Origin of the sequence: uncultured Phocaeicola sp. (assembly GCF_948499155.1) — a bacterium.
Taxonomy (GTDB): Bacteria; Bacteroidota; Bacteroidia; order Bacteroidales; family Bacteroidaceae; genus Phocaeicola; species Phocaeicola faecalis.
Genome location: NZ_CAOOSE010000002.1, coordinates 41137 through 55738, shown reverse-complemented (window position 1 = coordinate 55738; position 14602 = coordinate 41137). Strand labels below are relative to the sequence as shown.

Sequence of the window (14602 nt, the reverse complement as noted above, 5' to 3'; positions counted from 1 at the left end):
GGACGAACACAAATACGGATTGGAATTCTGTGTTGTCCGTGCTTCCTTTAGAGTGAATTTACAGTTACATATTCTTTATTTCGTCCAGATTCTTCTGGATGTCTTCGTCTTTCAACTCATAATTCATCAGGTTACCTGCCAGATATTGGTCGTATGAAGCCATGTCAATCAGACCGTGGCCCGAAAGATTGAACAGGATGACTTTTTCTTCGCCTGTTTCTTTGCATTTTTCGGCTTCGCGCACTGCAGCGGCAATGGCGTGACAAGATTCCGGTGCCGGAATAATACCTTCGGCCTGTGCAAACAGACAGCCTGCCCGGAAAGACTCTAGCTGCTGAATATCTACCGCTTCCATCAGATTGTCTTTCAATAACTGCGATACGATGACACCTGCACCATGATAGCGGAGACCGCCGGCATGGATGTTGGCCGGAGCAAAGTTGTGCCCTAGTGTAAACATTGGCAATAAAGGAGTATATCCGGCTTCGTCGCCATAGTCATATTGGAATTTACCGCGGGTCAATTTCGGACATGAAGCCGGTTCTGCAGCAATATATCGGGTTTTCTTTCCTTCGAGGATGGTGTGGCGCATAAATGGGAAACAGATACCGCCAAAGTTGGAACCGCCACCGAAACATCCGATAATCATGTCGGGGTATTCGCCTGCCATTTCCATCTGCTTTTCAGCTTCCAGACCAATGACGGTTTGATGTAGCGTCACGTGGCTCAGCACAGAGCCGAGTGTATATTTACAGTTGGGAGTGGTCATGGCCAGTTCGATAGCTTCGGAAATGGCTGTTCCCAGTGAACCTTGATAATTAGGGTTGCGGGTAATGATATCTTTACCGGCGCGGGTAGACATGGAAGGCGAAGCGGTAACGGTGGCACCGAATGTCTGCATGATACTGCGGCGGTAAGGCTTCTGGTTGTAGCTGATTTTCACCTGATAGACGGCTGCTTCCAGTCCGAACACTTTAGCGGCATAAGAGAGTGCGGCTCCCCATTGGCCTGCACCGGTTTCGGTGGTGACGTTGGTGATACCTTCTTCTTTACAATAATAGGCTTGTGCAAGTGCTGAGTTCAGTTTGTGCGAACCGATGGGACTCACGCTTTCATTTTTAAAATAGATATGTGCGGGAGTGCCCAAAGCCTGTTCCAGTCCATAGGCGCGTACCAGCGGTGTACTGCGATAGTATTTGTACATTTCGCGTACGGCTTCGGGAATTTCAATCCACGCATCGGTTTGGTTCAGTTCCTGTCGGCAAAGCTCTTTGGCAAAGATGGGGTAGAGGTCTTCGGGCTTCAGGGCTTCTTTGGTTTTGGGATTCAGAGGCGGCATGGGTTTGGTTTTCATGTCAGCCTGTATATTGTACCAGTATTTAGGAATTTCGTCCTCTGGCAAGATAAAACGTTTCTGTTTTGTACTCATAGCATTTCAAATTAATAGTTTTGGGGTCAAAATTACGTAAAAAAAGAATTGCTTACTAATAAAACGGCTTCTTTTTTTATTTTGTTGCCGAAAGAAAAACAAGAAGTTATTTGTTGTTATAGTTAAAAGAGATATTGAAATTTTGATTAAGTTTGCTTTCGAGATTAAAACGGAGTGAATTATTTGTAGATACAAGATAAATCGACATGGAGCGTTTACACAAACTTTTCATTTATCGCAAGAAGCTGGTAAGGCCATATATTGAACAGTTGCTGAAATGGATGGATGTCATTACGTATGTGATGTCCGCCCTTCTCATCATGACACTGGTGTATGAGCACGGTTTTCTTATTTCGTTTCAGGAGATAGAAGTCATCAACCGTCTGTATCATATCGTATGGATTGTCTTTTTGACGGATACTACCTTGCATCTGTTGTTGAATTACTCCGACACCCGACGCAAATATCGGGGACTGGCATGGCTGTTGAGCGTTATGCTTTACTTTACTCTCGTCCCGGTGGTGTTTCATGAACCGGAGGTACAGGGCGGCATTCATACCTTTTGGGCTTTTTTCAACAGCAGGCTCTACCATGTAGTGCTGCTTACGCTGCTCTCTTTGCTGCAACTCTCCAACGGAATTGTCAGGTTGCTGGGCAGGCGTACCAATCCTTCACTGATTTTTGCATCCAGTTTCTTGATATTTATACTCATCGGGGCTGCCCTGCTGATGCTTCCGCGTGCCACTTATCACGGCATATCCTTTATTGATGCACTGTTTACGGCCACAAGTGCCACCTGTGTCACGGGGTTGGTTTCGGTAGATGTCTCTTCTACTTTTACTCCCGAAGGACTCTTTATTATCATTATGCTTATCCAGATAGGCGGATTGGGAGTGATGACGCTGACCAGTTTCTTCGCCATGTTTTTTATGGGGAACACGTCTCTTTACAATCAGTTGGTGGTGCGCGACATGGTCAGCTCGCAATCTCTCAGTTCCCTGCTTTCCACCTTATTATATATATTGGGGTTTACGCTGGTGATAGAAGCTGCCGGCATGGGTATTATCTTTCTCAATATACACGGCACAATGGATATGACTGTCAGGGAAGAGCTTGCCTTTTCCGTCTTCCATTCCATTTCCGCCTTTTGTAATGCGGGGTTCTCTACGCTGCCGGGCAATTTGGGCAATGAAATGGTGATGCACGGTCATAATACGATTTATATAACCATTTCCTTCCTTATCATCCTCGGTGGTATCGGTTTTCCTATATTGGTGAATCTGTATGAAACGGTTGCCTATGAAGCGAAACGTATTTACCATCGTTACATCAAAGGAAACAAACGCACGCTGCGCAAGATACACCTTTATAATCTGAATACCCGAATCGTGCTTATTATGACCGCTATTTTGCTGATAGTGGGAACGGTGGCCATCGTTGCGCTTGAGTGGAACAATGCTTTTGCCGGAATGTCGGCTACGGATAAATGGGTACAGGGATTTTTCAATGCCACTTGTCCCCGCACCGCGGGATTCTCCAGTGTGGGGATGACTACCTTCAGTATGCAGACTTTGTTGCTGATGGTGATACTGATGATGATTGGCGGCGGCACACAGTCTACGGCGGGCGGTGTGAAAGTGAATGTATTTGCCGTGGTGATGCTCAATCTGCGTGCCATCCTGATAGGGGCGGATAAAGTCACGATATTCAACCGTGAGTTGTCCCACGACTCCATCCGCCGTTCCAATGCCACGCTCATTCTTTATCTGCTCATTGTTTTTGCAGGCATATTTACGCTGAGTCTGTTGGAGCCGCAGGCCTCTGTCATGGCATTGGTATTTGAGTGTACATCGGCATTGAGCACGGTCGGTTCGAGTCTCGACTTGACTCCCACACTGGGAAGCGACAGTAAGTTGATAGTCATTGTTCTGATGTTTGTGGGCCGTGTGGGTGTGCTCACCTTGATGTCAAGCATTATCAAACAGAAGAAAATAACCAAATATAGATATCCGAGTGATAACATTATAATCAACTAACGATATGAAATACATTATCATAGGTTTGGGGAATTACGGCAGTGTGTTGGCAGAAGAACTTTCTGCACTGGGACACGAAGTGATAGGCGTGGATACCAACGAGCGCCGGGTGGATGTGCTGAAAGACAAGATAGCCACTTCCTTCATTATCGATGCTACCGACGAGCAGTCACTTTCGGTGTTGCCGCTGAAAGATGTAGATGTGGTGATTGTTGCCATAGGTGAGAATTTCGGCGCTTCCATTCGTGTGGTGGCGCTGCTGAAGAAGAACGGAGTGAAGCATATCTATGCGCGTGCGGTGGACGAAGTGCATAAAACGGTGCTGGAAGCTTTCAATCTTGATAGTATTCTTACGCCCGAAGAGGAGGCGGCGCGTAGTCTGGTGCAGTTGTTGGACTTGCATGTCAATGTGGAGTCGTTCGAGATAGATGAAGAACATTATGTGATGAAATTCAAGTTGCCCGACTCTTTCGTGGGATATAAAGTGAGCGATTTGTCACTGGAAAAAGAGTTTAATATCAAGATTATCGCCCTGATAAAAGGGAAGCAGGTGGTCAATAGTCTGGGCATTTCTGTCATGGAGCATGCAGTGGAAAATAAATTTGAGGAAGATTATCAGTTGGAAGAAGAAGACCGGCTGGTATGTTATGGAAAATATAAAGACTTTATGGATTTTTGGAAAGCATTATAACGGAGGGGAAAACTTTTTTTGATTTTTTTCTTCTTCCATTAAACCTTTCCCTTTTCTTGAAGTCTAACCAATATAATAATTTAGTTTAGTTTTTAGTTTTCTCTGAAGGCCGGCCAATGTGATATTGCCCGGTTTTCGCTTTTTATGGACGTTTATTTGCTTGTGTCCGTTCCTTTTTGTTACTTTGCCATCACAAAAGTGAGAGTAAAATGAAACAACTATATTTCATATTTGCCGTTGTGCTATGCATGGCAACCGGTTGCGGAAGCAAGAAAGATGCTTCGGGCGATTCAGACCAACATATATTTCAGATAGACAGCGTAGACCGTGTGACAGGCGTGCAGCGCATGCAGGTTTCGCGCATTAATCAGGATATTGTTTGCAAGGGGAAGAAGTATAGGCTGTTCATTGACCGTTCGCCCAGCGACTCCCTGAAGAGCGTAAAGAGTGATGCCGGCATTTTTGCTGACAATCGCATTGTGCTTAAAATTACCCGCGAAAACGGGACAACTCTCTTCTCAAAGACTTTTACCAAGCAAAATTTTGCTTCCCTCATTCCCGAACGTTATCTGGCGCATTCCATCCTCGAAGGAATGGTGTTTGACGATGAAAAAACTTCGAATTCCAAGAATATCATTTTGGCTGCCAGTGTCAGTATTCCAATGACCGATTTATATATCCCTTTCTCCATTGCCATTACTCCCGACGGCAAAATGAGCATGGAGAGAGATGAAGACATGGGAGACTTGCCTCCACTGCAAAGTGACAGCCTTAATTAATTCTAAAATAAGGAAATAAAAAGAAGGCATTCAATCTTTTCATGTATTAGGTTGTTGTGTGAGTTACATTGCAAACTAAAAAATGAGTAAGATTATGAAAAAGATTTTTGCCTTATTTGCCCTGCTGTTGTGCTTTGTACAGTTCAGCCAGGCCGGTGACAAAGTGACCCGTGACGTGAATAAACTGCCCGTTGCTGCCCGTGAGATGATTGGCAAGCATTTTCCGCAAGCAAAAGTGGAGTATATCAAGATTGAGAAAGATATCTTTCTTTCCACCTCTTATGACGTGAAGATGTCCGATGGCATCGAGCTGGAGTTCAACTCAAAAGGAGAGTGGCTTGAAATTGACTGTAAGAACAAGTCCGTACCTGCCACATTTATTCCTAATACGATAGCCAAATATATGCAGAAAAATTATGGCGGCCATAAGATTGTCAAGATAGAGCGTGACCGCAAGGGCTATGAACTTACCCTAGAGAATGGGCTGGAAGTGGACTTTGATCAGTTTGGTGGATTCCTGAAACTAAGTGACTGATTGTCTTCAACTCTTTATTATAAAAAACGATGAATAGAATTGGAATTTTCGAGAAGAGGCAATCGGGAAAAGTACGTTTGGTGAGACAACATTACACGCCGGCCTCTTGTGCAGTACGCCATTCATGGATTGCAATAGCCCAAAAGGAGAGCTGAGTCTATTGCGTGCCAATCATATTTATTCCAAACGATTATTGATATGGTTAGGAAATTTTATATAACTTTGCTTCGATTATAACAGATAAATAAAATTAGAGTATGATATGGCTATGTATAATATTGTTTCTTGTCCTGATAGGCGGATGCATTGCATGGGCGGTATGGAAAGCGCCAAGTGATGTGGACTTGTGGGGAGAGGAACAGGAATAATACTAATAATGGGCGGATGAGTTATCCGCCCATTATTAGTATTATTCCATCTGTTTATAGTCTTTTGCCAGACCGCCTTCGCTGGTTTCTTTATAAAGAGAAGGAAGGTCGTGTCCTGTCTGTTTCATCACTTCTACCACTTTGTCGAACGAGACGCGGTGGTTGCCGTCGGTAAATGCCGAATAAATATTGGCATCCAGTGCACGTGCGGCAGCATAAGCATTGCGCTCGATACACGGAATCTGTACCAATCCGCACACAGGGTCACAAGTCATACCTAAGTGGTGCTCCAATCCCATTTCGGCAGCATATTCTATTTGTGCGGGACTTCCGCCAAACAATTGGCTGGCAGCGGCAGATGCCATGGAGCATGCGACTCCCACTTCCGCCTGACAGCCTGCTTCGGCTCCCGAAATAGATGCATTATGCTTTACAATATTTCCTATTAATCCTGCTGTGGCAAGCGCTCTCAGAATACGGGTGTCGCTGAAGTCGCGGCTTTTCTGCAAGTGATAAAGCACTGCCGGAACCACGCCGCAGGAACCGCAGGTGGGGGCAGTCACTATCTTTCCGCCTGAAGCGTTTTCTTCGCTCACAGCCAGTGCATACGAGAAAACTAGTCCGCGTGAGCGCAAATTATCTTTGTAGCCTTTGGCTTTGATATAGTAGGTGGAAGCTTTTCTGCGTAAGTTCAGCGGGCCGGGCAATACGCCTTCTTGGTCCAAACCGCGCTCGATGGATTCTTTCATGGTTTTCCATACTTCAGCCAGATAGTCCCAAATATCTTCGTCTTCACATTGCTGAACATATTCCCAATAATTGCGACCGGTATGTTCGCACCAATACAGGATTTCACTCATTCGGCTCATGTTGTATATGTCGGGAGTGGAACCTTTGTCGTGTCCTTCCTCTGCCAGTGCGCCGCCTCCCACGCTGAACACAGTCCATTCGTCTGTGACTTTTCCATTTTCGTTCAATGACTTGAATGTCATACCATTGGGATGGAAAGGGAAGAAGATGTGTGCTTTCCATATCAGTTCGACAGGTGCATGCGGTTGCAATGTATCGAGGATGGCTACATCGGTCATGTGGCCTTTGCCGGTGGCTGCAAGACTTCCATATAATGTTACTTGAAAGGCTTTTGCTTCGGGATGTCTCTCCAGAAATATTTCAGCAGCCTTGCGCGGTCCCATCGTGTGACTGCTGGAAGGACCGGTACCTATGCGATAGAGTTCTCGGATTGATTTCATTTTGTTTTATAAAGGTTAATATTTTCGGAAACAAAGATATAAAATTAAAGGAGAAAAAGGAGCAAGAAGAGAATAAAAAAACAAGAGGACTTTTTGACGTTTCCTCTTGTTTGTGACAGAGACCTTTAAAGCTTCCGTTGGATTCCTTTATCTCCCACTACGTAGTAAGTGCCATTGGTTATCAGTATGGCGCGTCCGCGTTTTTTCTTGCGGTTTTCTTTATTGTCTACGTTTACGCCGATAACTTTACCATTATAAAATGTGGAGATGTCTTTGAAGATGGTGTGTCCCACAATGATATGCCGTGCTTTGTAACGCTCCATTACCATCTGTAAAGAGTCTTGTGGCATGGGATGATATTTGGCGTCTTTCCGCACAAGTCCCCGATACCAGATTGGGCCGTCGTTGCCGTATAGAAAGGCAGTGAGGGGAGAAAGAGCTTTACGTTCTTTTTTATTCATAAAGAGGGCTTTGCTTATTTCTTCATTTACCGTAGGAATGTTCAGGTTATGGTCATAGAACTGTTTTCCAAGACCGGCATGCACATAGAGGTCATTGCCAATGATTTGCATGGTGTTACGCGTACCGATCCATCTACCCAGTTCGGTGTCGGGAGCGAATAAGCGGGGATATTCGACGCCCAATTTCTCGGCTAGCAGTTTATACTTTCCTTTGGTGTAGCGCAGGTCGTTGGCAAGCACCATCGGTTCATGGTTGCCCAGCATGAAAGATACGTGCCCGCCTGCTTGGGCAGCTTCATCTTCCAGCTTGTAAAAAAGCCAAAAGATTTGGGGAACGTCTTTTCCACGGTCAAATATATCGCCGATGATCATCAGGTGATTGTTGCCGAAACTCCATTTATAGTTTTTGTCGATAATGCCGTTTCCGCGTAACAGGCTGATGACACAATCCAATCTTCCATGGGGGTCGGACATGACGAATACCTTTGCCGGTTGCGCATATTGCCAGTCGGGACGTCTTATCGGATGAAGTTTTACATCGAAAGGATAATTGCCTTTGTGGTCTGTCACGTGCAGGGTGAAGTCTTTGGGTAAGGTTGGATAGGTGTTGTCGGTGATTTTTCCTTTTACATCGATGCTGATTACACGGATTTTCCCATCAGGCTGATAGAGCACGTAAGGTCCGTCGGCCGATAGTTCTTCTTTTTTCTCTTTATCCTTTTTTTTGCCGTCTAAACCAAGAGTTCCGGCCGTGAGGCCGGAACTGAGAAAGGTTAGGGTGAATGCAAGAAGAAAGTAGTTGATTAAGCTGGCTTTTCTTGTCATAAGCATATATTTGTTTTAATGATTAATCGCCATAACCGGGGTTTTGCAGAATATTGGGATTGGCATTGATTTCCGCTTTAGGAATCGGCAATACAACGCGGTAGTAACTCCAGTCGAATGACATACTCTCCTCCAGCATGGAAATGTGTTTGGTATCTGCTATTTCAGGGAATGTCTTGGTGGCTTCCGTGCGTTCAATACGTTTGTGGTTACGGATGGCGTCAAACATGCGGTGTCCTTCACCAAAGAGTTCCTTACGGCGTTCCAGCAAGACATCGTCCAATGTGATGGTCTTTCCTTTTACCGTCTTTTCGGGATTGGCACGGTTTACAATGGCATCCAGATATTTCACTGCCTTGTCGTTATTGTTTAGTTTGACAGCTGCTTCGGCTGCAATCAAATAGACTTCGGAAAGGCGTAATACATGAATGCTGGCGTCTTCTCTTGCTTTGTCACCTTGGGGAAGGAACTTGTTGATATAAGCTCGTTTGGCTTTTTTACCGATTACGTATGCTGTGTTACGGATATCGTCGGGGTCTTCTTTCATCACTTCATAGAAGGAGGAAGTCAGACAATAGTCATCATAACCGTCCTCCCAAGTCAGATAGGAGATGTTTTCTTTTCCCACTCCATCCACGGTGAGGTTGACCAGCTCGAACAGATATTCGCCGGGAGCTGATTTTTCGTATTCTTTTTCCCATGCGTTGGGATATTCTTCGTTTGTCCACAAGGCATACTTTTTGCCTTCTGCCCCTTTGATAGCTGCTTCGGCGGTGGCGAGTGCATTGGTGTTGTCTTCCATATACAGATAGGCTCGGCTCAGCAGTGCCAGTGTTGCCCATTTGTTTATTTTACCTTTATTGAAACTGCCACTCAACAGTTCGGAAGCATCTTTCAGGTCATTGATTATGGCTTCGTAACATTCGGCAACAGTGCTACGTGAAGGTTTGCTTTCTGTGTCGGAAATCTCTTTGACGATGGGCACGCCTAAAGATGCACCGTTGTCTTTGGCATACGGATAGCCAAAGAAACGGGTGAGGTCGAATAATGCCATGCCGCGTAATGCCAAAGCTTGTCCTTTCAGGTCGTTGAAGTCGTCTTCATCATCTTCATTGATTTCCAGTTTATCGCAGCTGCCTAGAATGATATTGCAATCTTGAATAATCTTGTATGCATAAGACCAATGGGTAGACGGTCCATTGTCTTTTGTATAGTTCAGGAAATAATAGCTACTGGTTCGTTTGCCTGTTTCAATGGCTTGGGCGTCATCTCCCGTTACATCTCCATAATACATCATGCGTCCCGAATAATAATATGCATTACGCATGAGGTCGTATATACCGTTAAGGCTGGCTTCCATTCCGGTCAGATTCTCAATGGCGGTATCTGACGGTACTTTGGTCGTTGGTTCCAAATCCAGCCAATCATTGCCGCAAGCTGTGGTGAGACTTAATAGAGCTCCCAAAAATAAGTATTTTATAGTTTTCATTTTACATTCTTTTTTAGGGTTAGAAATTCATGTTAAGACCAAAAGTGACAGTCTTCAAAGGAGGAGTTCCCCAACCGGCGGTACCACCGCTGACTGCTTCCGGATCGTAATAATCATAGGCAGCCCATGTCCACAGATTGTTTGCTGAGGCGTAGAAACGGAGGTTGTCGATTCCAAGTTTGCGCGTCCAACTCTGAGGCACTGTGATACCGAAAGTTAAAGTCTTTAATCGGATAAAGTCGGTGCTGTGCAGACGGCGGTCTGTTGTCACGGATTTCATCTTGACAGATGGAGATTCGATGAAGACTTCGTATTTGCTAACGTCGCCCGGTTCTTTCCAGTTGTCCAGGTAATAGGTCGGAATATTCAATAGTAGTTCAGAACCTCCGTGTTCGGTTTTTTGTGCCCATGTATCGTAAGAGTATGCACCGAACTGGTAAGAGAACATGAAGCTCAGGTCAAACCATTTGTAACGTAATGTGTTTGACAATCCACCGGTCACTTTCGGCTCTGCCTGCTTATCCAAAGCTATTGATTTTGCTTTGCTTGGGTCTTCTGTTATCTCTTTGATGTAGTTGCCATTGGCATCTTGTTCGTTGGTATAGAATTGCGGTGCACCTGTTTCGGGGTTGATACCTGCAAATTGAATCATATAAAATGTGCGGTATGAACTGCCGATTTTATGGATTTGAGTACCACTGATAATCTGGGTCTGTTCACCGTCCAGTTTTACAATCTTGTTTTGATTGTGTGAGATATTGAACGAGGTGTTCCATGTGAAATTTTTTGTCTTGATATTCGTTGAGTTGATTTCAAATTCAAATCCCTTGTTCTTTACTTCACCGATATTCATCAAGTAAGAGCTGAATCCTGTAGTCATGGAAACCGGACAGTCCATCAACAAGTTCTTTGTGGTTCTGGTATAGTATTCGAGTGTAAAATTGATACGGTTCCATAATGAGAAGTCAAGGCCGATATTGAGGTTATAGTTGGTTTCCCATTCTAAGTTCCTGTTTTCTATTTGTGAGGGGGCAATGGCGGGCTGTTCCATGTAACCGCCACTGATACTGCTTAAGCCCATATAACCGAAATAGTCTGACGGTAATGTTCCGTTTACACCGTAAGATACGCGCAGTTTCAGGTCGGTCAGCCAATCGTTGGCAGGTTTCATAAACTCTTCTTCCATCATTCTCCATGCACCGGAAACCGACCAGAAGCTACCCCAACGATTGTCTCTGTGCAGGCGTGAACTGCCATCCATACGATAGCTTCCGCCGATATAGTATTTGTTCTTATAATCATAATTCAAACGGCTTACGTATGAAACCATGCGGGTCTTACTGCTGGAACCGCTGATGGATTCTTGAGTTTGTCCGTTGGAAATTTCATTTTTAGAGGGAGTCAGGAAGTTGGTGACATATCCTGATAGTCCGTCACTTTCTTTTGAATCTATTTCATAGGCTACCAATGCATCCAAGTGATGGTTGTCGGCAATGGTTTTGCGATAACTCAGTTGGTTACCCCATATCATACGGCTGTATTCACTGTATTTTTTTTCCATACCGCCATTGTTCTTTTCTCCGTCCGATGTGCGGGGATCTTTCCAATCTTTACCTTTACTGACACTGTAGTCATAACTGAATGTTGATTTCAGTTTCAGGTCTTTGATAAATTCATACTCTGCAAAAATGGTATTGAATGTACGTTTCACATATTCGCGTTGGTAGTTATATTCTGCTGCCAATACCGGATTACGTCTTTTGTTAGATAATAGATCCTGATTATAAGTTCCGTCTTCATTATAGACAGGGTCGGATGGAGTTACTTTGCTGCGTGCGGCATAGAATGGGGCAGTGTAACTTGTTCCTTCGCTATATACATCCTGAGTAAGGCTGGTAAACATCATGTTGCCACCCACTTTAAGTTTGTCAGTAGCCTGAAAGTCTACATTTACACGTCCTGTCATGCGTTCAATACCGGAGTTTTGAACGATACCTTGTTGCTTCATATATGCTAAAGAAGAATAGTATTTCAGTTTATCTGTACCGCCGGATAAAGATAATTCATAATTTTGGTGATTACCTTTCTTGAACATATATTTATCCCAATCTTCAAAACCGCACCAGGGGATGGGAGCATATTTGTCTATCTTGCCATCTGCATATTCGTTTGCCTGCTTCCACATCTCTTCTTCGCTCATAGAACCGTCTTTGTTCTTTTTGGCCAATTTTCTATATTGGTTGAGGCTGAGACCATTATAGATGTATTCACGGCGTTGTTCACCGTTCATCACCGGACGATAATCCATGGCAAAGTCAGAAGAGCCCCAGTCTGCTTTCAAAGAAATTTGCGGTTTGCCGCTTTTTCCTTTCTTGGTCGTGATTAAAACGACACCATTAGCGGCACGTGAGCCGTATAATGAAGCAGCAGCGGCATCTTTGATGATAGTGATATTTTCGATATCCGAGCTATTGATAGTAGCCATGGCATCCAGTCCGGCATCTGACGTGATGGAGTTGATGGAACCTGACTGTACGGGTATGCCGTCAATGACGTACAAAGGTGAGTTGCTGGCATTGAATGAACCCATACCGCGAATTTTTAATGATGCGGAAGCACCCGGTTGGCCGGATGAAGAACTGAATTGTACGCCCGGTGCATTGCCTTGCAGCATATCCATAAAAGATACGGTAGGAATATCTTTCATTTTGTCTGCTTTGACATTGGATGCTGAACCGGCATAGGCCGATTTTTTGAACGTACCGTAACCGGTAACAACCACTTCATCTATCATATTATTGTCCGGTACCAGCGAAATTTTCAGTGGCTTGTCTGCTACAGCTTTGATTTCCTGGCGGGTATATCCGATATAAGAAATAATCAACGTAGCCGGAACTTGGTTTACCTCTAATGAGAAATGACCGTTGAAATCGGTGGTGGTACCGTTTGTAGTTCCTTTGACTAGGATATTAGCACCGATAACGGGGGAGCCGGATTCATCTATGATTGTTCCGGTGATGGTTTTCTTTTGTTGCGGAGCAGCGTTTTCTTTAGCTTCGCTTGCCGGTTTGATAGCAATCACTCCGTCATGCACAGCATAAGTAAGTCCGCTATTTTGAAGGCATTTATCCAATACGTTGGCAATCCTTTCATTGTTTACATTTAGGTTTTGGACTTTAACCTGTTTTACATCTTGAGTACTATAAACGAATGTAAAGTCGGTTTGTCTTTGGATTTCCCAAAGTACTTCGGTCAGAGTAGCATTCTTGAATGTTGCTGTGACAGTGGTTTGTGCAAACATTTTGTTGGATGCTTGCATGAAACCGGTAGCGATGATACAGAAAAATAGAAACGTAATCCACAGACGTTTACTACTTTTCCCATGCTTAGTGTAATTGTCTCTCTTGTCCATAGTAATTACTTTTAAATTAGTTATAGAATGTTATTGTTTTATCTTTAATCTTGACGTGTACTTTTTCAGTCTTTTCCAGTAGGTTGACGAATGGAGCAATATCCTCATAACGGTCGATATTGCAGCCGAAGCGTATATTTTTTATATCAGCGTTTGCATAGACCACCTTCATGTCATACCAGCGCGACAGTATCTTCATGATATCTTCCAGGCGTTGGTCTTTAAAGTTGATTTTACCTTTTATCCATGAAGTATAAAAGGAAGTATCGACGGTCTTTACCTGTATGTCATTGCTGCCTGGAGCAATGGAGGCCTGTTGGGATGGTTTCAGTATAAGGCTTTCTCCTTGGCCTGCATTGATTTTTACAGAACCGTTTACTAATGTCGTTTGGCACTCTTCATTCGGATAAGCCGATACGTTGAAAGTTGTTCCCAATACTTCGATTTGCATTCCATGAGTGCTGACTATAAACGGCAAGCCATTTTTGCTTACTTCAAAATAGGCTTCTCCTTCCAGTTCGACCTCTCTTTTCTCATTGGCAAAAGTTACCGGAAATCGCAGACTGCTCATGGAGTTCAGGTGCACTTTGGTGCCGTCACTCAAAACAAGTGCATATTCACCTCCTCGTGGAATTTCTACCTTATTATATATAGGTCTTGTTTTGGGAAGGGCACTCTGTGCTGTCTGATAATTTAAAGTGGTGGAATCGACTACAATACTTGTACCTTCCAGTTTTTGTAATTCGGTACCTGCTTCTTTGTTCAGATTGATAGTTTGTCCGTTGTCCAGCGTCAGAATAGCTTTTGCCTGTCCAGGTAAAATGGGATGATGAGCCATTAAAGTCTGCTGGTCTCCATGGCTGTGCGAACTGTATCTTATTGAAATACCGATAAATAGGATAGGTAATAAAATGGCGGCCGCATAACCCAGCACGTTTATAAAATGCTTGTTTTGGTTGTCTTTCTTGATTTGTTTCTTTACTTCCGACCATCCTGTTTCTGTGTTGAATGAATGGCTCTTTTCGATGTGTTTCCTATAATTCTCTTCTTTGCATATTTTTTTGAAGAGGTTTTCGTGAGAGATACTTTCGTTTCTCCAACTGTTTAACTGTTCGGTTTCTTTAGGGGTAATTTCACCGGATAAATGTCGGGCTATCAGATTAGCAATATGGAAATCTTGTTTTATCATATATTTACCTGTTTTTATTGTCTTTTATAATAATACAGGTCAATTAAGAAATAGGGTGAATTAAAAACGAACTTTTTTTAAAATATACTCTTTCCTGTTTCTTTTTCAAAAATAAAGAATGTATCAATGAAAAAATCT

General features: G+C 43.7%; 11 protein-coding genes. 5 read left to right on the top strand and 6 right to left on the bottom strand.

The genetic code is table 11. The annotated features are described in order from the left end of the window. Positions 1 to 64 precede the first annotated feature (64 nt). Positions 65 to 1429 (bottom strand): TrpB-like pyridoxal phosphate-dependent enzyme, encoded by a 1365-nt coding sequence (locus tag QYT14_RS02075; RefSeq protein WP_288324299.1) that lies wholly within the window; start codon positions 1427 to 1429, stop codon positions 65 to 67. A gap of 206 nt (positions 1430 to 1635) precedes the next feature. On the opposite strand from QYT14_RS02075, the gene QYT14_RS02070 reads away from it, so the two are divergent. From QYT14_RS02070 to QYT14_RS02050, 5 genes are all read left to right on the top strand, one after another. Further along, positions 1636 to 3465, top strand: a complete 1830-nt coding sequence (locus tag QYT14_RS02070) for a potassium transporter TrkG (RefSeq protein WP_288324300.1) — start codon at positions 1636 to 1638, stop codon at positions 3463 to 3465. A gap of 4 nt (positions 3466 to 3469) precedes the next feature. Then, positions 3470 to 4156, top strand: a complete 687-nt coding sequence (locus QYT14_RS02065; protein WP_237038929.1) for a TrkA family potassium uptake protein — start codon at positions 3470 to 3472, stop codon at positions 4154 to 4156. A 209-nt stretch (positions 4157 to 4365) separates the two neighbouring features. After that, on the top strand, positions 4366 to 4935 hold the full coding sequence (locus QYT14_RS02060) for a DUF4738 domain-containing protein (protein ID WP_288324301.1): 570 nt from the start codon (positions 4366 to 4368) through the stop codon (positions 4933 to 4935). Positions 4936 to 5029: 94 nt separating this feature from the next. Next, positions 5030 to 5470 carry a PepSY-like domain-containing protein gene (locus QYT14_RS02055; protein WP_237038931.1) on the top strand — a complete coding sequence of 147 codons (441 nt, stop codon included), beginning with the start codon at positions 5030 to 5032 and terminating at the stop codon, positions 5468 to 5470. 29 nt (positions 5471 to 5499) lie between these two features. After that, complete coding sequence (locus tag QYT14_RS02050; protein ID WP_288324302.1) at positions 5500 to 5625, top strand: hypothetical protein; 126 nt, start codon at positions 5500 to 5502, stop codon at positions 5623 to 5625. A gap of 254 nt (positions 5626 to 5879) precedes the next feature. Here QYT14_RS02050 and QYT14_RS02045 read toward each other — a convergent pair whose 3' ends face one another. The 5 genes from QYT14_RS02045 to QYT14_RS02025 all read right to left on the bottom strand — a co-directional run bounded on the left by QYT14_RS02045 (position 5880) and on the right by QYT14_RS02025 (position 14464). Beyond that, positions 5880 to 7088: an L-serine ammonia-lyase gene (locus QYT14_RS02045; protein ID WP_237038932.1), complete on the bottom strand. Its 1209-nt coding sequence runs from the start codon at positions 7086 to 7088 to the stop codon at positions 5880 to 5882. A gap of 125 nt (positions 7089 to 7213) precedes the next feature. Then, the gene (locus tag QYT14_RS02040; RefSeq protein ID WP_288324303.1) at positions 7214 to 8374 is read right to left on the bottom strand and encodes a metallophosphoesterase; all 1161 of its coding nucleotides are present in this window, start codon (positions 8372 to 8374) and stop codon (positions 7214 to 7216) included. 22 nt (positions 8375 to 8396) lie between these two features. Further along, complete coding sequence (locus QYT14_RS02035) at positions 8397 to 9863, bottom strand: RagB/SusD family nutrient uptake outer membrane protein (protein WP_237038934.1); 1467 nt, start codon at positions 9861 to 9863, stop codon at positions 8397 to 8399. Between the two features lie 19 nt (positions 9864 to 9882). After that, positions 9883 to 13275 (bottom strand): TonB-dependent receptor, encoded by a 3393-nt coding sequence (locus QYT14_RS02030; protein WP_237038935.1) that lies wholly within the window; start codon positions 13273 to 13275, stop codon positions 9883 to 9885. Positions 13276 to 13291: 16 nt separating this feature from the next. Further along, complete coding sequence (locus QYT14_RS02025; RefSeq protein ID WP_237038936.1) at positions 13292 to 14464, bottom strand: FecR family protein; 1173 nt, start codon at positions 14462 to 14464, stop codon at positions 13292 to 13294. Positions 14465 to 14602 lie beyond the last annotated feature (138 nt).